The organism is Microvirga yunnanensis (genome assembly GCF_025460875.1).
This window is the reverse complement of record NZ_JAMXFI010000053.1, coordinates 1-23,930: the sequence shown is the minus strand read 5'-3', so window position 1 is coordinate 23,930 and position 23,930 is coordinate 1. Positions and strand designations below refer to the sequence as shown.

The following is a 23,930-nucleotide window of genomic DNA, read 5'->3' as shown; positions in this document are numbered from 1 at the left end:
CATCACGCGGGCGGCGGTTCGTCCCCGAACACGGAGCGGCCGCCGTAGGAATGCGATGTCGCGCGCTCCCGCCGGATGTGCTCCTCCACGTCGGGCCCGCTCGCGCGGCGTTCCAGTTCACGGGCCTGGTCGTCGAGGCGCTTCAGGGCGAACAGCTCCTCCTGCTGCCCGAGCTTCGCCTTCTGGACGGCCGATTTCAGCACCCGGATGGTCTCGTCATAGACCCGCACCGGCACCGGATAAGGGTGCCGGTCCTTGCCGCCATGGGCGAAGGAGAAGCGCGCCGGGTCGCTGAAGCGGCAGGGCGTCCCGTGCACGACCTCCGCCACCATGGCGAGGGCCTGGACGGTCCGCGGACCGACGCCCGGCGTCATGAGCAGGTCGGGGAAATCCGCCGGGCCGCGGTCGGCCGCGGCCGCCAGGCTCCCATGCAGCCGCCGCAGCACCACGTCCTTGGCGCGAACATCGTGATGCTCGGGCATCACCAGGTGCGGCAGCAGCGGCTGCGGCGCTGGCTCGGGCTCACGCTCCTCCAGGGCCAGGAACCTGCGGGCAATGCCATCGGGGCCGAGGGAATCGAGAATGTCGATCTGGGCCTTCCGGGAGGCTTCCGCCCGGCGGTCGGTGAGATTGACGATCGTGCCCTGGCCCTTGCCGTCGATCGCCGTATGCGGCTCGTCGACGAAGCTTTCCAGGTCCTCGGACAGCCAATGGTAGCGGCGGGCTTGGCGGGACGCGTCGTTCATCCCCTGCTGAACGACCGCCCATCGGCCGTCATCCGTCACGATGAAGCCGTGAAGATAGAGGTCGAAGCCGTCCTGGATCGCCGCGCTGTCGACCTTGGCCACGAGCCGGCTGGCATTGGCCAGAGCCGCTCCGTCGAAGCCGACCCGGTTGCCGATGGCGATCAGCTCATGAGGCGTCTGGCGCGAGTGCTTTCCCCGTCCGCCGCAGACATGGATCCCGAGCTCCTTCGAGAGCGGCGTGAGCCCGCGCTTCAGGGCCCCGATGACGCTGGTGGTGATGCCGGACGAATGCCAGTCCATGCCCATCACGGCGCCGAACGACTGGAACCAGAACGGATGGGCGAGCCGCCGCAGCAGCTCGTCGCGGCCGTAATGATGCACGATGGCCTCGCTCACCACGCCGCCGAGGCGCGTCATGCGGTCGGCCAGCCATTTCGGCACATGCCCCGAATGCAGCGGCAGATCGGCGCTTCCGGCGCGCTTGGCCATGAGGTGACGTCTCCTTGGAATCCGGCTCGTGACGGCCCTCACCTCTCCCATGGGGAGAGGCCGGACCGCAAGGCCCGCGTGCGGGTGGACGGGTCGATCGGGATGGGACGCCGTCGCGGATCGAACGTTCCCTGTGGACGGTCTCGAAGGCCCAGGGAACTCACCCACGTCATCACCGGGCTCGTCCCGGTGATCCCGGTCGTTCGAGGCGCGGAGCCCTTCCATATCGGGATGGCCGGCACGAGGCCGGCCATGACGTGGAGGGTGTCAGTGCCTCACCGGATCGGGATGACCGGCCGGCCATGACCGGGAGGGTGACGAGAAAGCGCTTCACCCGGCTGCCGGCTCGCTCCCGCAAGCGGGAACAGGGTCGGACGGTCAAAGAAAAAGGCGCCCGAAGGCGCCTTTGAGGTTGTTAGCGGCGGCGGGGGCTCTTCTCGAGCCAGGCCACCTGGGCCCCGTCACCGCGGCGTCCATCCTGACGGTTGGAGGCCGGCTTTCCCTGAGCCGGACGCTGGCCCTGGGCCGGGCGCTGGCCCTGGGCCGGGCGCTGGCCCTGGGCGGGCCGCTGCTGGTTGCCGGCCGGCTGCCCGCCCTGCGGCTGAGGATTGCCCCCGGGCTTGCCGCCACGGCCGCGGCGGCGCTTGGGACCGCGCTCGGCATTCGGATCGGCGCTGCGCGGCTGACCGTGGCCCTGATGCCCGCGGGCATGGGGGGCCGGACGTCCGCGCTGCGGCTGCTCGCGGCGCTGATCCGGCGCCTCGCCGCCCGCCGGCGCGGCCGGCAGGCCCTCCGGCAGCGGCATGACCGGAACCTTCAGCCGCGTCAGCTTCTCGATATCCTTGAGATACGCCTTCTCCTCGTCGTTGCAGAACGAGATGGCGAGACCGGTCGCGCCCGCCCGGGCCGTGCGGCCGATGCGGTGGACGTAGGATTCCGGGACGTTCGGCAGGTCGTAGTTGATGACGTGCGTCACGCCCTCGACGTCGATGCCGCGCGCCGCGATGTCGGTCGCCACGAGGACCCGGCAGGAGCCGTCGCGGAAGCCGGCGAGCGCACGCTCGCGCTGCGGCTGGGACTTGTTGCCGTGAATGGCCGCTCCGGCGATGCCAGCCTTGTCGAGGCCGCGCACGACCTTGTCCGCGCCGTGCTTGGTGCGGGTGAAGACGAGCACGCGGTCGATGGAGGGATCGCGCAGCAGCGTCTCGAGCAGCACCTGCTTGCGGTTGGTCTGCACGAAGATGACGCTCTGCTCCACGCGCTCGGCGGTGGTCGCCACCGGGGTGACGGCCACATGGGCCGGGTCGCGCAGGAAGGAATCGGCCAGGGTCGAGATCGTCTTCGGCATGGTGGCCGAGAAGAACAGGCTCTGGCGCTCCTTGGGCAGCAGGGTCACGATGCGCTTCAGGGCATGGATGAAGCCGAGATCGAGCATCTGGTCGGCCTCGTCGAGGACGAGGATCTCGATATCGCGCAGGGACAGGGACCGGCGGTCCACCAGGTCGATCAGGCGGCCCGGCGTGGCCACGAGCACGTCGACGCCCTGGGCGAGCGCCTTCTCCTGGCGGGAGATGGTGACGCCGCCGAACACCACCTCGGTGGTGAGGCGCAGGTTGCGGCCGTAGGCCTTGAAGCTGTCGGCGATCTGGCCGGAGAGCTCACGGGTCGGGCTGAGCACGAGCACGCGGGGGCTCTTGGGCTTGCGCGGCTTCGGGTTCGCGTTCAGGCGGTGGAGGATCGGCAGCGCAAAGGCGGCCGTCTTGCCGGTGCCGGTCTGGGCGATGCCGCAGACGTCGCGGCCGTCCATGGCATAGGGGATGGTCTGGGCCTGGATCGGGGTGGGCTTCTCGTAGCCCTCGGCCGCAAGGGCCTTCAGGATCGGCTGGGCCAATCCGAAATCGGTGAAGAGTGTCAAGGTGGTAACGTCTTTCGAACGGATGCGGTGAGCCGCAAAGCAGGTTCGGCTTGGTCAAGCAAAGGCGCTTCAGGGCTCTTGAGGCGAGAGCCCGCGTGATGGGGCCGTCGTATGAGTGAGCGATTGAAGAAGGGGACCGGGGTCTTCGCCGTTCCGCGAAGATCCGTCACGCAGTCCCGCTCAAGCGTTCCGGTTGCCGGACGCCGTCGCCTGCTGTGCATATGGGGGCTAAAAGCCTATCCGTCAACCTCTGGCGCATGGTGAGGGGAAAGGATCCGGTTTCCGCCGGCGAGACCTCCTGGTCCGCCCGGGACGGGCGCGGGCCTGGGAAGGCGCATCGAATGGTCCCAAAGTTCACGTCCAGGCCGGATGCTTTGGGGCTGACATCGAGGTCCCGACCGGAATAAGACTGGATTCATGTCCGCCCCCGCCCGCATGCCCTGGGCCTTCGTCTCCGCTCTGTCCCTGAACGTGCTGATCTCCTACGGCACGATCTTCTATGCCTTCGCCCTGTTCGTCGATCCCATGGGACGGGAGCTGGGCTGGGGCAAGTCGGAGATGATGGCGGCCTATTCCCTGGCGCTGGGGACCTCGGCCTTCTGCGCCGTGCCGGTGGGACGGCTCATCGACCTTGGCTATGGCCGTGCGGTGATGACCGGCGGGTCCCTCCTGGCCGGAACTCTCCTGATGCTCTGGTCATGGGTCGGAAGCTATCCCGCCTTCGTGCTGATCTGGATCGCCATGGGGATCGCCATGAGCACAGTCTTCTATGAGCCGGGCTTCGCGGTCCTGACCCGCAGGCTCGGCTTCATGGCCCGCCGGGGCATCACCTTCATGACCCTGGTCGGAGGCCTCGCCAGCACGGTTTTCATCCCCGTCACCCATCTGCTGATCGAGCACCTGGGCTGGCGCAGCGCGCTCCTGGTCCTGGCCGCCTTCAACATCCTCATCTGCGCGGGCCTGCATGCGCTGACGATCCCGAGCGCCCCGCCCAGGACGGCGCCTCATCCGGATGCCGGCCAAGTCCATCCGCCTCCGGCCAATGCCCGGTGGGTCCTCAGGCGCGTGTCCTTCTGGTGCTTTGTCGCGTCGTCCGTTCTGCAGGGCGTGATCGCCGCGGGATTGCCGATCCACCTGATTCCCCTTCTCGTCGAGCAAGGCTTCACGCTGGAAATGGCCGTGGCGGCGTTCTCCCTCATCGGGCCCGCCCAGGTCGTCGCCCGGTTCGCCATGGCGTTCGGCGAGCGCGCCTTCGGCATGAAGGGCCTCGGGATCATCGTGCTGACCCTGGGCCTTCTCGCCTTCGCGCTGCTGCCCTTCGCGCCGGCGGGCTTCTGGCTCGTGGCGGTCTTCGCCCTCCTGTTCGGAGCCTCGAACGGGATGATGACCATCGTCCGGGCTCTGCTGCCCTCCGAGCTGTTCGGGCGCGAGAGCTACGGCACGGTCCAGGGCATGATCGCCATGCCGGTCCGCCTGACCACGGCGGCCGCCCCGTTCGTCTTCGGGGCGCTCTGGGCCTGGTGGGGAGGCTATGCGGCCGTCATGGCTCTGTGCCTCGGCATGTCCTGCCTTGCGCTCGGCTTCTTCATCCTTGTATTGGTGTTTCAAAAGGGCCCCGGGCGCCCCGATAAACCCCTTGCGTTAGACGGCTAAAGCATCGGACCCAAAAGTGGACTTGCACTTTTGGGATCCATCCGATGCCTTCTTCTTGAATGAGAGCATCGGTCAGAACGGAAAACCGGATCCACTTTTCCGTCCGATGCTCTAAAGAACTCATGTGCTGAGCGGCAGAATCGCTTGGCTTTGATGAAAGACGGATTTCGTGACGACAGTGACTGATCTTCTGATTGTGGGCGGCGGCATCAACGGCGCGGGCATCGCGCGCGATGCGGTGGGCCGGGGCCTCTCGGTCGTGCTCTGCGAGCAGGGCGACCTGGCCGGCTACACCTCATCCGCCTCGACCAAGCTGATCCACGGCGGCCTGCGCTACCTGGAATATTACGAGTTCCGGCTGGTGCGCGAGGCCCTGTTCGAGCGCGAGCGCCTGCTGGAATCCGCCCCCCACATCATCTGGCCGCTGCGCTTCATCCTGCCCTACGAGAAGGGCATCCGCCCGGCCTGGTTCGTGCGCCTGGGCCTGTTCCTCTACGACCATCTGGCGCCGCGCAAGAAGCTGCCGGGCACCGAAGGCATCAAGCTCACCCGGCACCCGGCCGGCCAGGCCCTGAAGCCCGGCTTCGACACCGCCTTCGTCTATTCGGATTGCTGGGTCGAGGACAGCCGCATGGTGGCGCTCAACGCCCTCGACGCCTTCGAGATGGGCGCCGACATCCGGGTCCGGACCAAGCTCGTCTCCGCCCGTCGCGAGGGCGATCTCTGGGTCGCCAAGCTTCAGAACGTGGAGACCGGCGCGGTCCAGGAGGTGCGCGCCAAGGTGATAGTCAATGCGGGCGGGCCTTTCGTGGCCGACGTGCTCAACGCTAAGCTCGGCCTCAACACCACGAAGAACGTGCGCCTGGTGAAGGGCAGCCACATCGTCGTGCCGAAGCTCTTCGACACCAAGGAAGCGTTCATTCTCCAGAACACGGACAAGCGGATCGTCTTCGCGATCCCCTACCAGGAGAAGTTCACCCTGATCGGCACCACGGACATCCCGGTCGAGTCGGTTCCGGGCAAGAAGGTCGAGATCAGCCCCGACGAGATCCAGTATCTCTGCAACGTGGTGAACCACTTCTTCAAGAAGCAGGTCACGCCGGCCGACGTGGTCTGGACCTATTCGGGCGTGCGGCCGCTCTTCGACGACGGGTCCTCCAACGCGTCCGCCGTGACCCGCGACTACGTGTTCGACATGGACGCCCCCCAGGGCCAGGCGCCCGTGCTGTCGATCTTCGGCGGCAAGATCACCACGTTCCGCAAGCTCGCCGAGCATGCCCTCGACGAGCTGAAAGCCTCCTTCCCGACCATGAAGCCGGCCTGGACGGAAAACGCCAAGATGCCGGGCGGCGACATGCCGGATGCGGATTTCGACCGCTTCTTCGCCACCGTCCGCCAGCGCTGGCCCTTCCTGCCCGAGCCCCAGGCCCATCGCCTGGCCCGCGCCTACGGCACGCGGGTCGAGGAGCTTTTGGGCTCCGCGACCGCCATGGCCGATCTCGGGGAGGATTTCGGCGCCGGGCTGACGGCCGCGGAGGTCGATTACCTCGTGCGCCGCGAATGGGCCCGCACGGCCGAGGACATCCTCTGGCGCCGCTCCAAGCTCGGCCTGCATGTGCCGGTTGACGCCCCGGCCAGGATCGATGCCTATTTGGCCAAGAAGAATGCGGCCTCCGTCGCCGCGCAATAAGACGTGAGGCAAGAAGACTCGGGACAAGAAGACTGAGAGCGAGAAGACTCGGGGGAAGACCATGGCTCAGTACGTCGGCGCCATCGACCAGGGCACGACCAGCTCGCGCTTCATCGTGTTCGACAAGGCCGGAGCGATCGTCTCGGTCGGCCAGAAGGAGCACGAGCAGATCTACCCCGCACCCGGCCATGTGGAGCACGATCCCCTCGAGATCTGGCGCAACACGCAGGAGGTCATCGCGCAGGCGCTGGCGAAGAAGGGGCTGTCGCCCCGGGATCTGGCGGCCATCGGCATCACCAACCAGCGCGAGACGACGCTGATCTGGGACCGGCGCACCGGGCGGCCGCTCTCCAACGCCCTGGTCTGGCAGGACACCCGGGTCGATCCCATCGTCGAGGAATTCGCCCGGGACGGCGGGCATGATCGCCTGCGGGACCGGACCGGCCTGCCGCTGGCGAGCTATTTTTCCGGCCTCAAGCTGCGCTGGCTGCTCGACAACGTTCCGGGAGCCCGCGAGAAGGCCACGGCCGGTGACGTGCTGTTCGGCAACATCGACACCTGGCTCGTGTGGAACCTGACGGGCGGCGTCGATGGCGGCCGCCACATCACCGATGTGACCAATGCGAGCCGCACCCAGCTCATGAACCTGCGCGGCCTCGACTGGGACGAGGAGATCCTGACACTCTTCGACATCCCGAGAGCCTGCCTGCCGCGGATCCGCTCATCGAGCGAGGTCTATGGCGAGGCGACCGACGGGCTCGCGGGGGTACCCATCGCGGGAATCCTCGGCGACCAGCAGGCGGCCCTCGTGGGACAGACCTGCTTCCGGCAGGGCGAGGCCAAGAACACCTATGGCACCGGCTGCTTCATGCTCATGAACACCGGCGAGACCCCCTACCCGTCGACATGCGGCCTGCTCACCACGGTGGGCTACCGCTTCGGCCAGGGCAAGACCGTCTATGCCCTCGAGGGATCCATCGCGATCGCCGGGGCCCTGGTGCAGTGGCTGCGGGACAATCTCGGACTGATCCGGACCAGCACCGAGATCGAGACCCTCGCCCGGGGCGTGGAGGACAATGGCGGAGTGACCATCGTGCCGGCCTTCTCGGGCCTCTATGCGCCGCACTGGAACGCGCATGCCCGCGGCCTGATCGGCGGCCTGACGCGCTTTGCCGACAAGGGCCACATCGCCCGCGCGGCCCTCGAAGCCACCGCGTTCCAGACCCGCGAGGTGCTCGACGCCATGGCCAAGGACACCGGCATCGCCGTGAAGGAGCTGCGCACGGATGGCGGCATGGTGGTCAACGAGCTCCTGATGCAGTTCCAGGCCGATATCCTGAACGTGCCCGTGGTGCGCCCCAGGGTCATCGAAACCACGGCCCTGGGCGCCGCCTATGCGGCCGGCCTGGCGACGGGGTTCTGGAGCGGGACGGACGAACTGGTGCGCAACTGGGCCGTCGACAGGCGGTGGACGCCCGCCATGGATGCCTCCCGCCGCGAGCGGCTGAACGCCGTCTGGGACAAGGCCATCGCCCGCTCGCTCGACTGGGCGGACTAGCGCATCGTGCGGACCCAGAGGGCCGCGTCAGCGACCCGAAGGGCCACGTCAGTGAAAAGTGGACCCGGTTTTCGCTTGCGCGGCCCGCTGGGTCCGCTCCGAACGATGCGCTGCTTAAGGCGATGAGCATCGGATCCGATCCCAAAAGTGGGTCCACTTTTGGGTCCGATGCTCTAGGCCTCATCCATCCTGACGCTCCGCGCGTGTTGGAGCCCTCTTCGGCCTGGCCGGGCTTGTCCCGGCCATGACGATCGTATGACGGACGATCGTATGACGCGCAGCGCCTCGCATCGGGATCACCGGCACAAGGCCGGTGATGACGTGCGGAGACGGCTGTTTCAGGCCGAATTCAAGCGGCAACGACGACTTGCATGGCCGCCGCCCATCACGCCGTGCGCAGCGCGGCGCGGATCTTTTCGGCGAAATCCGCCAGCACTTCGGGCTTTTCCATCTGGCCCGTATGGGGCTTCAGCGCGACGCCCTCGAAGCGGGGGATCACATGGAAGTGGATGTGGAACACCACCTGTCCGCCGGCGCTCTCATTGAACTGCTGGATCGTCAGCCCGTCGGCCGAGAGCGCCGTTTTGGCCGCTTTCCCGACGATCTGAACCGCCTTCGCGAGTTCGGCCAGTTCATCCGGGTCCACATCGAGAAGATTGCGGGCCTTGGCCTTCGGGATCACCAGCACGTGCCCGTCCCCGCGGGGCATGACGTCCATGAACGCCAGGACCCGGTCCGTCTCGTAAACCTTATGACAGGGTAGCTCGCCCCGGAGGATCTTCGCGAACACATTGCTGTCGTCGTAGGTCATCCCGCCCTCTCTTGCTGAGCTTTGAACGTTCGAGGCGCCCGCCGGTGAACGCCCGCGCCAAGCCTTGTACAGGCATCACGGCGGATAATCATCTCTCCTCGCCTCTCTCCGCTGGCCTTCGACGGGGATTCCTCGAGTCGCCGCGAAGGATCCATGTCCGTTCGCGACCCCGGAGGATCAACGACTGACCTCCGTGCCGACCCTATTCGCAAATAGAACGCAGCCAAGGAACGTGTATCGAGGTAAGTACCTTTTCGGTTCTTATTCCCACGGACAAGTTGTTGCCACGTTCGCGCGGCTTAAATCTCTCGGCTAAGCGTAACAATTCGCGGGATTTGAATATTTTCGTGAAAATTTTTGCAAAGGTTCCCTCAAACGAACCGGAACCATCGAATCCCCTTGCGGTTGAAGAAGCACGGACACCATTGATAAGGAGGCATAAATGGCAGGTGGTTCGACCTCGAAGCGTGGCTTCGCGTCGATGGACTCTGACCGGCAGCGCGAAATCGCAAGCAAAGGCGGTAAGAGCGTTCCGGCCGAGAAGCGGTCTTTCTCCCAGGACCGCGAACTCGCCTCGGAAGCCGGCCGCAAGGGCGGTCAGGCCTCGGGCAACACCCGTGGCAACCAGGAATAGTTCGTTTCTGACAATGATTGGTTTAGGGGCCGCTGGACGGCCCCTTTACTTTTGGACAGCCTCGTCGGCTTGCGGCGGTCTCACCCGGATCGGGCTGCCGTCACGGGCTTTTTTTCCGACAGCGACAGGGCCGTGGCGGCCAGCATGATGCCCATGCCGAGACCTTCCGCCCAACCGAACGGTTCGTGGGCATAGACCACCCCGGCGGCAACCGCGATGATCGGGCTGATGAAGGAATAAAGTCCCGCCCGAAAGGCGCCCCAGTCACGCACGAGTCCCAGATAGATCCAGAAGGCGACCAGCGAGCCGCCCAGCACCAGGACCCCCAGGCCGAACAGGGCCCTCGGGTCGGACAGCGCCGAGACATACGCAGGATCGTACCCCTCGACCGCGAAGGAGACCGGGACCAGCGCGACCCCGCCGACGAGGCTCTGCCAGAAGGCAAGGATCAGGGGCGGCATGGCCAGGGTCAGCGGTCGGCTGATCACCGATCCCCAGGCGTAGGACACGGTCCCGATGGCGACGGCGACGAGACCGATGACGGGCGTGGCGCCTTCCTGGGCGGCACCCGTTCGGCCGGAGAAGAGAAGGGCAAGACCCGCGATCCCGAACCCGATGGCCGCCACCCGGCGCATCGTGATCCGCTCCTGTCCGTAAAGGGCGCCGATGACCACCAGGAAGATGGGCATCAGGGAGAGATTCACGATGGCGGACAAACCGCTCGGCGCCCTCGCGACGCCCCAGAACAGGAACCCGTAGCAGCCGGTCGTGATCAGCAGGGAGGCGGCCACGATGCGGCTGAACCGGCCGGGCCGCACAGGAAGGCCCTGGGCCAGCGCGATCAGGAAAAAGCACGGTGCCGCGAGGAGGAAGCGCATCGCGGCGAGAAAGATCGGCGGGACGACCTCCGAGGCGACCTTCATCGGCAGCCAGGTCAGCCCCCAGATGAGCGCCATCAGGGCGAAAGCTGCGATGCGCCTCACGCGACAGACCCGATGACGGCCATTCGAGGTTCCGGAAGATGGGAGAGCGAAGAATGGTATCGTGGCAGCAGACGAACGATTTGAACAGATGGACGGCTGAGGTTGTCGCGACCAGGCACCGGTTCGGAGGCCGAACCCGGGCGCGCGAGCATCGGACGTGACAAGGCGACCCAGGCCTGAATCCGATGCTCCACCTTTGGCTGAGGCATCGTCCGGGACCGTGTCTTGACCGCTCGGCCGGATGGACACCCCGTCGTCATCAGCGGGCTTGTCCCGCTCTCCACGTCATCACCGGGCTTGTCCGATCCACCACCACGTCATCACCGGGCTTGTCCCGGTGATCCCGATGCTGTGGAGCGCCGCACCCTTCCGATCGGGATGGCCGGGACAAGCCCGGCCATGACGTGCGGAGGGTGTTATCACCGACCCGTTTCACCTCTCCACGTCATCACCGGGCTTGTCCCGGTGATCCCGATGGATTGAAACGCCGCGCTCTTCCGATCGGGATGGCCGGCACAAGGCCGGCCATGACGTGAGAGGGTGCCATGACGGGAGAACGTTTCGATCATCTCCGGGAGCGGCGCGGGCCTGGAGCATCGGACGGGAAAAGGGGACCCGCTTTCGTCCCCACGATGCTCTCATTCAAGAAGAAAGCATCGGATGGATCCCAAAATTGCAAGTCCACTTTTGGGTCCGATGCTTTAGTGCCTCAGGTTGCGTTCCGCCTTGCCGGGAGCAGCCTCGACGAGAACCTCCTCGGAGGATCTTGTCCCCATCATGGCTCTGAATTCAGGAAGGCTCGGAAGCGCGAACACGAGGTCTCCCGCATCCATGTGTCGAAGGATCTCGCCCGTCAGAGGTCCCATGACATCGAGCGACGCCACATCCAGGAGCGACGCGGCTTCGACCGCCAGGTCGGAGCCGAGGTTGCGCGAGGAGGCGATCAGGGTGAGCAGGCAGAACTCGTCGAGGCTCCCATGACGGGATCCGACGGGCCGATAGGCGAACGGCCCGCCGGGCTGGCGCGTCAGGGCGAAGGCCAAGAGAAGGGCGTCCGAGACGATGCCCTTGGCGGCTTCCTGCCCGGTATAGGCGGTCAGTCCCTGCTCGGGCCCGTCGAGAAGAGCGAGGTCATATTGATCCTCGAGGAGGTCGAGCGACCGGAAGACGTCGATGACGGGTACGATGCTCGGATGGAGCAGGACCGCAACGGCCCGTGGCGCATTCGAACCGGGGAACACATCAAGCATCGGAGAGCGGACCTCAGATATGCTGGCGGCTTGCCGTCGGCACCACATGCGGCAAGGCGGGAACGACAAGATGCCTCCGCAGCAGCAGCGGACAGGTCACCTCGTCCTGCGAGCTGACCGGGATGATGCCGCTGAGCATGGAGGCCACGGACGGCTTGTCCCTGGGCGAGGAGCTGGAGGCAAGCCGGGAGAATTCGTCCGGAAGCTCTTCCTGGCAGAGAACCGCGTCGAGTTCGTTGGTGGCAGTCATGATCGTTTCCTCCGCATTCTCATGGCGCTTGGAACGGCAACGTATGCATCAACCCTCGGTTCCTTGTGCGGCAACAAGTCTGGTCCCGCGCTGGAGACCGGGACAGCCGGGGAATGCGTCGCACCCGCCTGTCGGAAGGGGCCACGACAGCGGGTCCCGCCCACAGCAAAACGGCGCCTGAGTGTCCTCAGGCGCCGCCTTCCGGCAAGGGCCGCCGGTGCGTTACTGCTTCGGAGCCGTCGTGGTGCCGGTCGTCGACCGGTTGGCGTTGGTGTCGCCATCCTCATCGAAGGCCGGAGCGGCCTGGAGCTCGGCCTTCGTCATCCGGAGGACGACGCGCTCGGGCTGGTTCTGGTTGCCCGACGAGGTGTTGGACGCGGTGTTGGTCGAGCCGGCCGTTCCAGAACCCGTCGCGGTCGTGTTGCCCGTGGTCGCCGTCGAACCCGTGGTGTTCACGCTGTTGCTGCCGCTGCGGCTGCTGTCCATGGCCTGCGCCTGCTGGCTGGTCGCGAACTCGAGCGACTTGAACGGAACGGCCACATCTTTCTCGCCGATGCCCAGGAAGCCGCCCACGCCGACGACGGCGGCCATGATCTGGCCGTTGCGGTCCATGATCACGTCATTGATGTCGCCGATCGATTCGTTGTTGGCGCTGACCACCTTGGTGCCGATCAGATCGGACGCCATGATGTGGTTCGATTCCATCTTGGTGATGAACTGACCCTGCATGGCGCTGTTCTGGCCCATGGTGGTCGTGGACTGCGTGGACGAGGAGGATCCGGAGGCACCAGGCTGCATGGCCGGCGAGCCCGAGGTGGTCGAACCCGAGCCCGAGGCCGCCGGGCGATCGGTCGGGGCCGACGGGGACGAAGTCTGTGCGAGGGCGGGCGCGGCCGCAAAAGCCGTCACGACGAGGCAAGCTGCCATATGCTTCTTCAGCATTGCTTATTTCTCCTGAGGATCCGTTGAAAATCGCGTTGTGCACTCAAGTGCGCGGAGATGTAACGCGCAGCACCAGCGTCCGTTCCGATTATCCACCGGATCAAGACAATGTTATCGGCTTCTCTAGTCTGCTTTTCGAAAATGAATACTTATTAATATTTGCATGATGACAGGGAAGCTCTGCCGCCTTCACGGCGACAGGCAACATCAACCATGCCGATAACGGCAACCGTCTTGACGATGATTGGTTCCGGCGCAAAGGCTCCGGCTGACCGGGGAAGCCGCTTCCCCGATGCGAAGCGGCTGGTCGGCAATCGATCAGGACAGCGACTGCTCGAGGGAGGCGAGGCAGAGGCTCGGCATCCGGTTGGCGCTGGCCCGGGCGAGCGGCGACACGTCGCCGACGCAGCCGATGGGGTTGCGGCTCTTCGGCTTCTGGCTCTGGTTCTGCGGAGTCTCGCTGCCCTCCTGGCGGCGGACCGGGTGCTGCGCAACCGGGCCCGGCACCTCCTCCTTGAGGGTCACGACCGGCAGGTCCGTGTCCCGGGCGAAGGTCGTGATGCCGGAGCGGGGATCCGACTTGTAGAGCACCTTGCCGTCCCGGTCCCGCAGGATCACGGCGGCGTTGGACACGCCGACCAGCTCCACGATCGAAACCGCCGCGGGCCTGCTCGCCGGAACGGGCGCCGCGATCCGATCGCCTTTCACCGGAACCGGGGCCGCGAGAGCCAGGGCTTCCGATTGCACAAGCGGAGACATGGTGAAGGACGATGGGGCGAAGCTTCCGGCCACGAAGAAAGCCCCAGCCAACGCGACCAAAGCTACAGGTGTGCGGAACATCCCTCTCTCCTGCTCTCTCAGCTCAACAATTCGAAAAAACAACGCGACCATTTCTTTGATGTTCCTGCCTCATTCCCTCGAAGCGACGAATAAAAAGTGGGATGAAAAAGCTGGGAACCTTTGTTTTCCATAGGGCGTTCTTAAAGTACCGGCCTCCTGGTCCTCCCCGCATTCCCCTTGTGCATTGGCCGGCACCTTAGACGGGCTCATGAGCCCGTCTTTTTTTGTGCCTATACATCATGATAAAAGAAAAGCCCGGCCAACGGCCGGGCAATTACTTGGTAATCCTATCAGCCTGAAGGATCAGGCTGTCGCGGCGCGGGGCTCGCGGCGCCGGGCGCTCTGCTGGAAGAACAGGGCCTGGCTGATGACCGCCGAGACATTCGCAGGCTGGAACGGCTTGGCGATCAGGAAGGCGGGCTCGGGCCGCTCGCCGGTCAGGAAGCGCTCCGGGTAGGCCGTGATGAAGATCACCGGAACCTCGAACGCCTTGAGGAGGTCATTGACCGCATCGAGACCCGAGCTGCCGTCGGCCAGCTGGATATCGGCCAGGATCAGGCCCGGCTGCTTGGCGGAAGCCAGCTTGACGGCTTCGGTCCTGGTGCGGGCGACGCCCGTCACGTTATGGCCGAGGCCCTCGACCAGGGCCTCGAGGTCCATGGCGATGAGAGGCTCGTCCTCGATGATGAGGATGTCCGTCGCCATATCGGCCGCGAGCTCCCGCCCGGCCTCGTCGACGAGTTCGCGGACGGTCTTCGTGTCGACGTCGAGGATCTGGCCGACCTCCTCCTCTCCGAAGCCTTCGAGGCAGGACAGAAGGAACGCCTGTCGGGGAAGCGGGGTGATCTGGCCCAGGCGGACCTCCGCCGGCAGGTCGCGCTGGATCTGCTCGCTGCGTCCGTTCACCGACAGGGAATTCCAGATTCGGGTAAAGACCTGAAAGAGCTCCACCTTCACGTTTCCGGAAGGCCCGATGGTCTCCGGCTCGCTGACGAGGGTCTCCAAGGTGGCGGCCACATAGGCGTCTCCAGCCATCTGGCTGCCTGTGAGAGCGCGCGCGTAGCGGCGAAGATATGGTAAGTGCTGGACGACAAGCTGCGCTGTCGACATTCGCTTCCCCTTAAACTGTGCTTTTGGCTCGTTGTACCGACGGACCATTCAACGTGGCAAAGCTGCGAAAGTTCCATGGATGGAACCGGGCGCAGCAACCAGCGTTATTGCTCGAAAACCAATATATGGATATTGCCAAGGTTGGCTATCCCTCAGAAAAATGGGATAGCAAGGGGACTAAGATGACGGTCGATAAGGGGAACAAGCTTGCTCGGGCCATTCTGGATGCATCCGTGAACGACGAGAACGATAAGCTTGCCAACGACCCCAAGCTCGACAGCGGCAGCCAGAAGCGCATCGGCGACCAACTTCGCGCCATGTATGACGAACTGATGCAGCAGCCCGTTCCAGACCGTTTCAAGGACCTGCTCGATCAGCTGGACAAGAAGAACGGGGGGAAGGAGGGGTCGCAATGACCCCAGAACCCGAACCGGAGTTACGGGAGGCTCTTCTCGCGGCGGTTCCCAGCCTTCGCGCCTTCGCCATCTCCCTCTCGGGTCAGGTCGACAGGGCCGACGACCTCGTTCAGGATACCCTTCTCCGGGCCTTGGCCAATCTGCATCGGTTCGAACCGGGAACGAACCTGAATGCCTGGCTTTTCACCATCCTCCGCAACCTCTTCCATTCCGAATACCGCAAGCGGCGGCGTGAGGTCGAGGACCCCGACGGCTCCTATGCGGGGCGCCTGAAGGTTCAGCCCGAACAGGGCTCGCACCTGGATTTCGAGGATTTCCGCAGCGCGCTCGCCAAGCTCCCGGCCGATCAGCGCGAGGCTCTGCTTCTGGTCGGCGCATCCGGATTCTCCTACGAGGAAGCCGCGCATATCTGCGGCTGCGCCGTCGGGACGATCAAAAGCCGCGTGAACCGTGCCCGCTTTCGCCTCGCGTCCCTGCTGAACGTCGAGGACATCGAAGATCTCGGCCCCGACAGCATGACGAGAGCGGCGCTGCAGAGCTGACCGCCCCTTCTTTTCCTTACTCACCCCCTTTCCTTGCGTCACTTGCCTTTCCTTACGTCACCTCATCAACGAAAACGCCGCCCTCGCGGGGCGGCGTTCGTGACCCCGACGCCTCAACGGCGAGATGGGGCCAACATCACATGGGGCCGACATCACATGGGGCTTCGTCCGCGCAGCAGACCGATCACGGCCGAGATGGCGAAGAGAACGATCGCGACGAAGAAGATCAGCTTCGCGATCTCGACGGCCGTGCCGGCGATGCCGCCGAAGCCGAAGAGAGCTGCGACCAGAGCGATGATGAGAAAAGTGACTGCCCAACCGAGCATGGTGTTACCTCGCTGAATGTCCAATCGACTGCAAGCCGACGATGTTCAAACAACGCCAAGCGCGACTGTAGGGTTCCAATCGGGAACGACGATCCGCTGTGTTCATCCGCCATTCAAAGGTAATCGAGCAGGCTTTCATTCACATGGAACCTGCCCCTAGCCCATACGTTTTCCAGATCACTTGGGAGAGATGGTCGATGACTCGTTCGGTTGCCCTTCGTGCATCTTGTATCTTTGCGATTGTTACTGCTCTGGCGGCGATGATTGGTGCGGCGTCTCACGTCGAAATTGCAGAAGTTCTTTTCCTTCTTGGCGGGTCTCTCTCCGCCGTCATGCTTTTCTTCGCCGGGGCGACGCCGCAGCGGAGCCTGGTCCCGGTTCGGGTCCGCCGCAGGCGCTGACGCGCCCTTCGGTGCTTTCAAAAAAGGGCGGCTCGAAAGAGCCGCCCTTCCCTTTTTCAGGATTCCGTCGCATCCCCGCCGTTCGGGTGCAGGACCGAGCCGGTGATGTAGGACGAGTCCTCGCAGGCCAGGAACAGGTAGGACGGCGCGACCTCGTTGGGCTGGCCTGGGCGCTTCAGGGGTGTGTTGGCACCGAACTGCTTCACCTTCTCGACCGGGAACGTGGAGGGGATGAGGGGCGTCCAGATGGGCCCCGGGGCCACGCCGTTGACCCGGATGCCCTCGCCCGCGAGCTTCTGGGCCAGGGAGCGCGTGAAGGCGACGATCGCGCCCTTGGTGGCGCTGTAGTCGAGCAGGTCGGCGCTGCCGCGATAGGCCGTCACCGACGTGGTGTTGATGATCGCGGCGCCCGGCTTGAGATGCTTCATGGCCGCCTGCACCATGTAGAAATAACCGAAGATGTTGGTGCGGAAGGTGCGGTCGATCTGATCCGGCGTGATCTCGCCGATGTCCTTCTTCGGATGCTGCTCGGCCGCGTTGTTGACGAGGACGTCCAGCTTGCCGAAGCGCTGGACGACCTGCTCGACGGCCGAGCGGCAGAAGCCGGGATCGCCGACATCGCCGGCGATCGTCAGGCATGCGCGCCCTTCCCGTTCGACCAGGCGCTTGGTCTCCTGCGCGTCCTCGCCCTCGTCCAGGTAGAGGATCGCAAGGTCCGCGCCCTCGCGGGCGAAGAGAACAGCGGTCGCCCGCCCGATGCCGCTGTCGCCGCCGGTGATGAGCGCGACCTTGCCCTGCAATCGGCCGCTGCCGGGATAGCGGGGCTCGTAATCGGGCCGCGGGGTCATTTCGGTCTCGCGGCCGGGCTGCCGGTCCTGCACCTGGGGAGGAAGGGTCTGCGTCTGTTCGGAGCTCATGGCATCGTTCCGTGGAAGAAGAGGATGCGGGCCTCCGACCGGCCAGGATGGAGGGCAGGTCTCCGAAGAAGCGAAGCCCGCGTTGGGGCTCAACGCGGGCTCCATGGGCGTGTTCCTGAGAAAGGACCGGCGCTATTCCGCCGGGTGCGGGCGCTCGGCGGTTTCGGGCGTCATCCGCAGGATGTGGTAGAGGATGATCGCCCCGAAGGTCGCCGTGCCGATGCCGTCGAGGGTGAAGCCCCCCACGTTCAGCTTGAAGTTGCCGGCTCCGAGGACCAGCGCGACCGCCACGGTGATCAGATTGCGCGGGTTCGAGAAATCGACCCGGTTCTCGACCCAGATCCGGCCGGCCGTCGCGGCGATGAGCCCGAAGACCACGATGGACAGGCCGCCGAGCACCGGCCCCGGAATGGTCCCGATGAAGGCGCCGAACTTCGGCGACAGCCCGAGAAGGAGCGCGAAACCGGCCGCGATGATGAAGACCAGCGTCGAGTAGATGCGGGTCACCGCCATAACGCCCATGTTCTCGGCATAGGTCGTCATGCCCGTGCCGCCCGCCGCGCCGGACAGCATGGTGGCCAGACCGTCGCCCATGAAGGCGCGGCCGAGATAGGGATCGAGGTTGCGGCCCGTCATGGCGCCGATGGCCTTGATGTGCCCGAGATTCTCCGCCACCAGGATGATCGCCACCGGGGCGATGAGGCTGATGGCCCGCGCGTCGAAGACCGGGCTCTGGAAGGTCGGCAGGCCGAACCACGCGGCCTGGCCGATCCTCGTGAAGTCGATGGGCTGCCCGAGGCCCAGAACGTTGGCGCAGATGTAGTAGATCAGGTAGCCGGCGGCGCCCCCGATCAGCACCGGCAGGCGGCGCATCGTTCCCGGCGCATAGACGGCCACGAAGCCCACGGCCACCACGGTGGCGAGCGCGATCCAGCGGGCGAAGTCGCTGCCGGCCTGATTGTCCGGCGTGACGCCGGACGCGCTGTTGATCGCGATCGGCGCGAGCACGAGGCCGATCGCCGCCACGATGGCGCCCGTCACGACCGGCGGCATCAGCCGCTCGATCCAGCGGTGCCCCGCCAGCTGTACCACGAGCCCGATCAGGAAGTAGAGCGCGCCGGCCGCGATGATGCCGCCGAGCGCCAGGGGGATGTTCCCGTTGGGGCTGCCGACGCTCGCGCCCGTGGCCACGAGAACGGGCCCGATGAAGGCGAAGCTCGAGCCGAGATAGCTCGGCACCCGGCCGCCGACCACGAAGAAGAAGATGATGGTGGCAAGACCCGAGAACAGGATCGAGACGTTGGGGTCGAACCCCATGAGGATCGGGGCGAGCACGGTCGCGCCGAACATGGCGACCACGTGCTGCAAGCCCACGACGATCATCTGGCCGGTCGGCAGCCGCTCGTCCGGCATGATGATGCCGTCGGTCTTCAGGCTCCATCGCGGCAGGAAACTGTCGGACATGAATACTCCCCCAGGATTTGGCTTATTGAGCAGCACCGTAGACCCGCGATCCGGGGAATGGCTAGGTGTGATAAGGACTTATTAACCGCCGCGAGAGCCCGGATTCTGGACAAGTGCCCTTTTGGCCGCCACATCATTTCCCGTGGCCAGGATGAGGATGACCATGCGCAAAGATCATGACGTTCCGGAAGGCATGCTGCACACCCTCCGGCTCGACAGCCGAAGCCTCGAAGGCAATCTTCTCGGGGATCCCTCCCGTCGCCGGATCGACGTCTATGTGCCGGCGGGCCATGACGGCCGGAACCTGCCTCTCCTCGTCGATCTCGTTGGCTACACGGCGGGCGGCCCGGCGCATACCAACTGGAAGAACTACGGCGAGAACGTGCCCGAGCGCCTCGACCGCCTGATCGGCACCGGCGCGATGCCGCCGGTCGTGGTGGCCTTTCCCGACTGCTTCACGCGGCTCGGCGGCAATCAATATGTCGACAGCGCCGCCATGGGCTCCTGGGAGACGTTCCTCGTGCGCGAGATGCTCCCCTTCGTCGAGGAGCGCTTCGGCTGCGGCGGCGATGGGCGCCGGGGCGTGTTCGGCAAGAGTTCGGGCGGCTACGGCGCCATGGTGCAGGCCCTGCGGCATGGCGGTTCCGTCTGGTCGGCGGCGGCCTCCCACTCGGGCGACGTCGGGTTCGAATATCTCTATCACCTCGGCGAGTTCGCCGGGGCGCTGCGCCACCTCGTCGACCACGGCATGTCCATCGAGGCTTTCCTGCGCAAGTTCGAGGCCGGCCCGAAGGCCAAGGACAAGGACTGGCACGTGCTGATGCTCCTCGCCCAGGCGGCGAGCTTCGACCCCGACCCGAGCCAGTTCTACGGGGTCCGCCTGCCGGTGGATCTCGAGACCTGCGAGGTCATCGAGGCGCGCTGGGCCAACTGGCTGCGCTGGGATCCCCTGCGCATGGTCGACCGCCCCGAGCTTCAGGAGAACCTGCGCAAGCTGAAGGCCTTCTCCATCGATTGCGGCGACATCGACCAGTACAACATGGTCTACGGCTCCCGGCTCCTGCACCGGAAGCTCGACGCCGCGGGCATCCCTCACACCTACGAGGAATTCCACGACGACCATTCTTCGGTCGATTACCGCATGGACATCAGCCTGCCGCTCCTGGCCAAGGCGCTGTCGTGAGGGGCCCTGTCACGCCCCTCCCGGCTCGTCCTCCGTCGGCAGCTCGCAGTGATTGTGGATATGGGTCGCGGCGAGCGCCGCATGGCCCATGCCGACCACGATCTGATCGAGACCGCGGACGATGTCGCCGGCGGCGTAGAGGCCCTTGACGCTCGTCTGGCAATGGCTGTCGACCAGGAGGCTGCCGGAGGGATCGTGCTCGGCTCCCAGGGAGATTGCGAGATCCGACCGGTATTTGAGCCCGAGTGCCGAATAGAGCACGTCGAACCGGTGCTCCTTGCCGCCCATATGCACGGCGGAGATGCGATCCTCCTCCATGTCCAGGAACTCGACGGGCGTCTCCATGATCTTGATGTCGTGCTCCTCGAGCCTTCCTCGCTGCTCCGGCGTGAGATCGAGCGGCTGACCTAACGTGAGCAGGGTCACGTCGCGGGAATAGGTGCGCGCGATGAAGACCGCCTCCCCTATGCCATGGGCGCCGTACGCGATGACGGCGATCTTCCGGTCGCGGGACTCGTAGCCGTCGCAGATCGGGCAATAGCGCACCAGCCCCCGCTGGACGGCATTGGGCACATCCGGCAGATCGGGCTCGATGTCGACCGAGCCCGTGGCCAGCACCACGCGCCTGGCCGCGATCTGGGTCATGCCGCCGTCGTTGTCCTCCACGACCGCAATGAAGCGGTCCGGCTGCTTGCGAAGGCCGGTGACCCGACCCGGCTGGATCGTCGGCCCGTATTGCTCCAGATTGGCACGGGCACGGGCCAGGATGTCCCGGCCGGAGATCCCTTCCGCGAAGACAGGAATGTTGTGACTGGTCGGGATCCAGGCTGCCCGCGGCGTGCCGCTGTCCACCACGATGAACCGCCGCTTGAAGCGGGCGAGATACAACGCGGTCGTCAGACCTGCCGGCCCTCCGCCGACGATCAGGCAATCCAGGATGTCTCCGTTCGAACCCATTCCCGCGTCATCCTCCCGCTCGCATCACCGCAGGCACAACACCTGAGGGCAGAAAAAGATCGCGTGGCTCAGCCGGGCTAGGTGATTGGAACGGTCGGACTCGCTGCATGAGGAGGTTGTGATGGGGCAACAGCTTTGGCTTCGTTCTGCCAAAATCACGCGTGAACGCGGCCACCACCTCATCTCCAACAGGTTCCAGCCGTCAGCTTTTGGCTCCGCCAAGTGATCATTGGCATTTCACGCTCTTCACAGACGATAGTTGACAATGACCAAATAACGATATAACGTTCTTTAGCTGATTTGGAGAAACCCCATGCCCGATCACCAAGATTCCTGTATCGGCGTCCCCGATCCTACGGCACAGCTCCGCTATGCCATCCGCTCCGCCCGTGCGGTTGTCGAAGCTCTAATCCTGCGCGATCGGACGGCGGCCGAGGCCGCAGCCCTCCGCACGTGTCGAGACTGCGATCTCTTGATCCACCTGATCCGCGACCTGACACACCTGCTCCTGGAGGCTCAAAACTCACCACTCGGCTTTGATCCCGTTGCAACGGCAGCTCTCGTCCGCCGCGCCAATCACGTGCTCTTCCTCGTCGAGGCGTCGCCGCCACAGGATGGGGTGTTCGCCTCGTCCGATGACAACCACGATGACGACAGCGCTCGGATTCATCAAGCGCAGGGGAGCGCCACCGCCCATCAGATGCATAGGACCGAGCGAATTTCCGAGCCTGATGCGGCACGAAGGCAAACAGTTGCCTCGCTCGGAGTGCGGGTACGCCTTATTCCGTACGACGTTGATGACGGCACCACTCCTCCAATGGGTGGGAGCGCGGATAATTCTTCTGCACGGGCATCGAGCTTAGAGCCTCCTGGTACTGACGAAGGCTGAGGAGCGATCGGCATGCCTCTTGTTGAACCGTCAGATCTCGGGACGACACGGCGGGCGCGGCTCTCTCCGCGGGTGCGGCTCGCCGTCTGGGAGCGTGCGCGAGGAGTCTGCGTTCTGTGCAACCGGCGCATTGATGGCGTCCGCGAGCGTTGGATCATCGAGCATATTCGAGCCCTGGAACTCGGAGGCCGGGATGCGCCAGACAACATGGGACCTGCGCACACGACGTGTGCTGCCGCCAAGACCCGCGACGATCATCAGCATGCCGCCAAAGCCAAACGACAGAAGATCCGGCATCTCGGCGCTGATCGATCCAAGCACCCGCTTCCCTGCGGCCGCCAGAGTCGCTGGAAGAGGAAGATCAATGGCACCATTGTGCCACGAGAGTAACGGTCTCCAGCCTTACTCCGTTGAAACGGTCGATCCAAGTGACGCAGCAATTGTCTTGCTGCTGGCTTATGAGGAACTCTGACTGCGATGACGCATGCGCAAGTTGCCAGCCTATGCCGAAGGTCGGCCGTGTATTGAGCGAGCTAGATCACGGATGGCGAACTTGCGGCGTGACAGAGCACGGCGCTCGTAGCGGTCGACGCGGCCGAGTTGATCAAGCAAGGTCTTCACACTATCGTCGGGCCTGCCAGTCTTGGTTGCCGACTGAAGCTGCTGCAGCAAGATACTACGGATGTGCCGGGCTCGCAGCAGGTCGATCTCCGATTCGACAAGCGGGAGGAGGTCCGGCTCGAACTCACGGCTCATCCCAAGTTCGACCAGCAATTCCCGTGCGAGTTCATGGACCAGCCCGTTGAAACCATGGAACTGTCTCGCTACTGAGAGACCATGCTTAAGCGCGTTTCGGCTCGCGCGGGCGCGGCCGACCGGACTGCGGGGACCGGTGCTTTTCTGCGCGTTGCGGCGGTTGGCTTCCTGTTGCCGGGTTGATCCCATCCTCTGTGATCTCCGTGAACTCTGCGTCCTCGATCTGATGAATGGCATTACGCCGGGCAAACTCACGATACCGCTCAAGCTCTTGCATGGCCGCATCTCGCTGCGCCTCAGCCCGGGTGCGCAGGCGAACGATCAACTCCAGAGACGTACTGTTCTTCTGGAAGGCCTCCAGGAGTGCCGCTCGCTCCGCATCGCGATCTGCTTCAGACAGGGCGGCCCGGCCCTTTCGCCGCGGGGCTGCGCTTGCCTCTCGCACCGAATCATTTGGTGCGGGGCCCGCCAGCAGGTCTCGCTCAATTCTCCAGAACCGCTGGATCCTCCATGTGTGATCGATGACGGACTGGGCCAAGGCGGCTTCAATGGCGTCGCGCGGACGGATGTCAGCGGTCAAGGCTTGCTGGAGTGCCAGATAGGCCTTTGGATCCTCGGCGCGAACGAGCACGAGGCTCGCGTTAGCAGCAACGGATTGAGATCGCGCCTTTGTCCGTACGCGGCTCCTCGTCATCGGAGAGACGCCCTCGCAATGCCATCTGCTATCATCGCAGCCTGGCGGGTTCAGTGAACGCAACATCAACGACGTCTGGCCTGCCTGAAGCACGACGGGCTGACGTGCGGTACCGCTCAAATTGCCGCAGAACCGATCGTCGGCGGCCCTCTGCGTTTGCGATCATGCGACTGACCTGGTCGAGTTCAGTGCCATGCTTGAGAAAGGACTGTGCCACGTCGTTCGGGTCCACCGGCAGATTTTCCGGCACTGAGCGCTGCCGCGGCTGGGATATGGCCTCCTCGTAGTACTTGGCCCATTGTGCTTTCATCTCAGGGGTTTCATTGCGGTGATCCAATCCTCGGTCCTCAGCCCACTTGACTACTGCGAAATTGGCCCGAACTGTCGCTATTGATCTTCACGCGCCGGGTGTAACATAGGGCAGTGTCAATCATCGTGAGGAGGTTCGCGATGGAAGGCAACGTTTGGCGACCGACGCATTTGACGGCGGAGCAGATGGAGGAGCGTCGCCTGG

General features: G+C 64.9%; 25 protein-coding genes. 10 read left to right on the top strand and 15 right to left on the bottom strand.

Translation table 11 applies throughout. From position 1 onward, the window contains the following. Positions 1-2: 2 nt before the first annotated feature. A complete protein-coding gene (locus NF876_RS23525) occupies positions 3-1,235 on the bottom strand; it encodes a DUF763 domain-containing protein (protein WP_262270927.1) in 1,233 nt (410 codons plus the stop codon). Between the two features lie 415 nt (positions 1,236-1,650). Continuing rightward, entirely contained in the window at positions 1,651-3,150 is a 1,500-nt protein-coding gene (locus NF876_RS23520) for a DEAD/DEAH box helicase (protein ID WP_262270926.1), read from the bottom strand. A gap of 417 nt (positions 3,151-3,567) precedes the next feature. Between NF876_RS23520 and NF876_RS23515 the strand changes: the two genes are divergently transcribed. From NF876_RS23515 to glpK, 3 genes are all read left to right on the top strand, one after another. After that, complete coding sequence (locus tag NF876_RS23515) at positions 3,568-4,803, top strand: MFS transporter (RefSeq protein ID WP_262270925.1); 1,236 nt, start codon at positions 3,568-3,570, stop codon at positions 4,801-4,803. A gap of 169 nt (positions 4,804-4,972) precedes the next feature. Next, a complete protein-coding gene (locus NF876_RS23510; protein ID WP_262270924.1) occupies positions 4,973-6,493 on the top strand; it encodes a glycerol-3-phosphate dehydrogenase in 1,521 nt (506 codons plus the stop codon). Between the two features lie 61 nt (positions 6,494-6,554). Further along, complete coding sequence (gene glpK, locus NF876_RS23505) at positions 6,555-8,051, top strand: glycerol kinase GlpK (protein WP_262270923.1); 1,497 nt, start codon at positions 6,555-6,557, stop codon at positions 8,049-8,051. Between the two features lie 385 nt (positions 8,052-8,436). On the opposite strand, the gene NF876_RS23500 is transcribed toward glpK, so the two are convergent. Next, entirely contained in the window at positions 8,437-8,862 is a 426-nt protein-coding gene (locus NF876_RS23500) for an HIT family protein (RefSeq protein WP_262270922.1), read from the bottom strand. 442 nt (positions 8,863-9,304) lie between these two features. Between NF876_RS23500 and NF876_RS23495 the strand changes: the two genes are divergently transcribed. Continuing rightward, on the top strand, positions 9,305-9,496 hold the full coding sequence (locus NF876_RS23495; RefSeq protein WP_009494027.1) for a con-10 family general stress protein: 192 nt from the start codon (positions 9,305-9,307) through the stop codon (positions 9,494-9,496). An 80-nt stretch (positions 9,497-9,576) separates the two neighbouring features. On the opposite strand, the gene NF876_RS23490 is transcribed toward NF876_RS23495, so the two are convergent. From NF876_RS23490 to NF876_RS23465, 6 genes are all read right to left on the bottom strand, one after another. Then, entirely contained in the window at positions 9,577-10,479 is a 903-nt protein-coding gene (locus NF876_RS23490) for a DMT family transporter (protein ID WP_262270921.1), read from the bottom strand. A 701-nt stretch (positions 10,480-11,180) separates the two neighbouring features. Beyond that, positions 11,181-11,729, bottom strand: coding sequence for a hypothetical protein (locus NF876_RS23485; RefSeq protein WP_262270920.1), 549 nt, complete (start codon positions 11,727-11,729; stop codon positions 11,181-11,183). Positions 11,730-11,742: 13 nt separating this feature from the next. Then, complete coding sequence (locus tag NF876_RS23480; protein WP_262270919.1) at positions 11,743-11,979, bottom strand: hypothetical protein; 237 nt, start codon at positions 11,977-11,979, stop codon at positions 11,743-11,745. A gap of 222 nt (positions 11,980-12,201) precedes the next feature. Further along, positions 12,202-12,921 carry a PRC-barrel domain-containing protein gene (locus tag NF876_RS23475; RefSeq protein WP_262270918.1) on the bottom strand — a complete coding sequence of 240 codons (720 nt, stop codon included), beginning with the start codon at positions 12,919-12,921 and terminating at the stop codon, positions 12,202-12,204. A 318-nt stretch (positions 12,922-13,239) separates the two neighbouring features. Then, positions 13,240-13,761, bottom strand: a complete 522-nt coding sequence (locus NF876_RS23470; protein WP_262270917.1) for a hypothetical protein — start codon at positions 13,759-13,761, stop codon at positions 13,240-13,242. A gap of 303 nt (positions 13,762-14,064) precedes the next feature. Continuing rightward, positions 14,065-14,871, bottom strand: coding sequence for a response regulator (locus NF876_RS23465; RefSeq protein WP_173948522.1), 807 nt, complete (start codon positions 14,869-14,871; stop codon positions 14,065-14,067). Positions 14,872-14,924: 53 nt separating this feature from the next. Between NF876_RS23465 and NF876_RS23460 the strand changes: the two genes are divergently transcribed. Continuing rightward, the gene (locus NF876_RS23460; RefSeq protein WP_262270916.1) at positions 14,925-15,287 is read left to right on the top strand and encodes a NepR family anti-sigma factor; all 363 of its coding nucleotides are present in this window, start codon (positions 14,925-14,927) and stop codon (positions 15,285-15,287) included. After that, positions 15,284-15,829: a sigma-70 family RNA polymerase sigma factor gene (locus NF876_RS23455; RefSeq protein WP_262270915.1), complete on the top strand. Its 546-nt coding sequence runs from the start codon at positions 15,284-15,286 to the stop codon at positions 15,827-15,829. The genes NF876_RS23460 and NF876_RS23455 overlap by 4 nt, the downstream gene beginning before the upstream one ends. A 152-nt stretch (positions 15,830-15,981) precedes the next feature. Here NF876_RS23455 and NF876_RS23450 read toward each other — a convergent pair whose 3' ends face one another. The 3 genes from NF876_RS23450 to NF876_RS23440 form a co-directional block, all read right to left on the bottom strand. Continuing rightward, entirely contained in the window at positions 15,982-16,155 is a 174-nt protein-coding gene (locus NF876_RS23450; RefSeq protein ID WP_009494036.1) for a DUF1328 domain-containing protein, read from the bottom strand. Between the two features lie 457 nt (positions 16,156-16,612). Then, entirely contained in the window at positions 16,613-17,473 is an 861-nt protein-coding gene (locus tag NF876_RS23445; RefSeq protein WP_262270914.1) for an SDR family oxidoreductase, read from the bottom strand. A gap of 132 nt (positions 17,474-17,605) precedes the next feature. Beyond that, the gene (locus NF876_RS23440; RefSeq protein ID WP_262270913.1) at positions 17,606-18,937 is read right to left on the bottom strand and encodes a solute carrier family 23 protein; all 1,332 of its coding nucleotides are present in this window, start codon (positions 18,935-18,937) and stop codon (positions 17,606-17,608) included. 163 nt (positions 18,938-19,100) lie between these two features. On the opposite strand from NF876_RS23440, the gene NF876_RS23435 reads away from it, so the two are divergent. Then, positions 19,101-20,120, top strand: a complete 1,020-nt coding sequence (locus NF876_RS23435; RefSeq protein WP_262270912.1) for an alpha/beta hydrolase — start codon at positions 19,101-19,103, stop codon at positions 20,118-20,120. Between the two features lie 9 nt (positions 20,121-20,129). Here the strand turns inward: NF876_RS23435 and NF876_RS23430 are convergent, their stop codons facing one another. Then, positions 20,130-21,077 (bottom strand): NAD(P)/FAD-dependent oxidoreductase, encoded by a 948-nt coding sequence (locus NF876_RS23430; RefSeq protein ID WP_262270911.1) that lies wholly within the window; start codon positions 21,075-21,077, stop codon positions 20,130-20,132. Between the two features lie 313 nt (positions 21,078-21,390). Here NF876_RS23430 and NF876_RS23425 point away from each other — a divergent pair, with 313 nt between their 5' ends. The 3 genes from NF876_RS23425 (at position 21,391) to NF876_RS23415 (ending at position 22,797) form a co-directional block, all read left to right on the top strand. Next, positions 21,391-21,966, top strand: a complete 576-nt coding sequence (locus NF876_RS23425; RefSeq protein WP_262270910.1) for a hypothetical protein — start codon at positions 21,391-21,393, stop codon at positions 21,964-21,966. Positions 21,967-21,978: 12 nt separating this feature from the next. Continuing rightward, positions 21,979-22,356 (top strand): HNH endonuclease, encoded by a 378-nt coding sequence (locus tag NF876_RS43535; protein ID WP_373696708.1) that lies wholly within the window; start codon positions 21,979-21,981, stop codon positions 22,354-22,356. A 294-nt stretch (positions 22,357-22,650) separates the two neighbouring features. Next, entirely contained in the window at positions 22,651-22,797 is a 147-nt protein-coding gene (locus NF876_RS23415; RefSeq protein ID WP_262270908.1) for a hypothetical protein, read from the top strand. A 10-nt stretch (positions 22,798-22,807) separates the two neighbouring features. Here the strand turns inward: NF876_RS23415 and NF876_RS23410 are convergent, their stop codons facing one another. Continuing rightward, the gene (locus tag NF876_RS23410) at positions 22,808-23,302 is read right to left on the bottom strand and encodes a hypothetical protein (protein WP_262270907.1); all 495 of its coding nucleotides are present in this window, start codon (positions 23,300-23,302) and stop codon (positions 22,808-22,810) included. Between the two features lie 145 nt (positions 23,303-23,447). Then, on the bottom strand, positions 23,448-23,753 hold the full coding sequence (locus NF876_RS23405) for a hypothetical protein (protein WP_262270906.1): 306 nt from the start codon (positions 23,751-23,753) through the stop codon (positions 23,448-23,450). Positions 23,754-23,930: the final 177 nt, after the last annotated feature.

Coding starts and splice junctions, on each gene's coding strand:
- NF876_RS23525 (WP_262270927.1), bottom strand. CDS start 1,235: ATGGCCAAGCGCGCCGGAAGCGCCGATCTGCCGCTGCATTCGGGGCAT.
- NF876_RS23515 (WP_262270925.1), top strand. CDS start 3,568: ATGTCCGCCCCCGCCCGCATGCCCTGGGCCTTCGTCTCCGCTCTGTCC.
- glpK (WP_262270923.1), top strand. CDS start 6,555: ATGGCTCAGTACGTCGGCGCCATCGACCAGGGCACGACCAGCTCGCGC.
- NF876_RS23500 (WP_262270922.1), bottom strand. CDS start 8,862: ATGACCTACGACGACAGCAATGTGTTCGCGAAGATCCTCCGGGGCGAG.
- NF876_RS23495 (WP_009494027.1), top strand. CDS start 9,305: ATGGCAGGTGGTTCGACCTCGAAGCGTGGCTTCGCGTCGATGGACTCT.
- NF876_RS23485 (WP_262270920.1), bottom strand. CDS start 11,729: ATGCTTGATGTGTTCCCCGGTTCGAATGCGCCACGGGCCGTTGCGGTC.
- NF876_RS23480 (WP_262270919.1), bottom strand. CDS start 11,979: ATGACTGCCACCAACGAACTCGACGCGGTTCTCTGCCAGGAAGAGCTT.
- NF876_RS23475 (WP_262270918.1), bottom strand. CDS start 12,921: ATGCTGAAGAAGCATATGGCAGCTTGCCTCGTCGTGACGGCTTTTGCG.
- NF876_RS23470 (WP_262270917.1), bottom strand. CDS start 13,761: ATGTTCCGCACACCTGTAGCTTTGGTCGCGTTGGCTGGGGCTTTCTTC.
- NF876_RS23465 (WP_173948522.1), bottom strand. CDS start 14,871: ATGTCGACAGCGCAGCTTGTCGTCCAGCACTTACCATATCTTCGCCGC.
- NF876_RS23455 (WP_262270915.1), top strand. CDS start 15,284: ATGACCCCAGAACCCGAACCGGAGTTACGGGAGGCTCTTCTCGCGGCG.
- NF876_RS23450 (WP_009494036.1), bottom strand. CDS start 16,155: ATGCTCGGTTGGGCAGTCACTTTTCTCATCATCGCTCTGGTCGCAGCT.
- NF876_RS23445 (WP_262270914.1), bottom strand. CDS start 17,473: ATGAGCTCCGAACAGACGCAGACCCTTCCTCCCCAGGTGCAGGACCGG.
- NF876_RS23440 (WP_262270913.1), bottom strand. CDS start 18,937: ATGTCCGACAGTTTCCTGCCGCGATGGAGCCTGAAGACCGACGGCATC.
- NF876_RS23435 (WP_262270912.1), top strand. CDS start 19,101: ATGCGCAAAGATCATGACGTTCCGGAAGGCATGCTGCACACCCTCCGG.
- NF876_RS23430 (WP_262270911.1), bottom strand. CDS start 21,077: ATGGGTTCGAACGGAGACATCCTGGATTGCCTGATCGTCGGCGGAGGG.
- NF876_RS23425 (WP_262270910.1), top strand. CDS start 21,391: ATGCCCGATCACCAAGATTCCTGTATCGGCGTCCCCGATCCTACGGCA.
- NF876_RS43535 (WP_373696708.1), top strand. CDS start 21,979: ATGCCTCTTGTTGAACCGTCAGATCTCGGGACGACACGGCGGGCGCGG.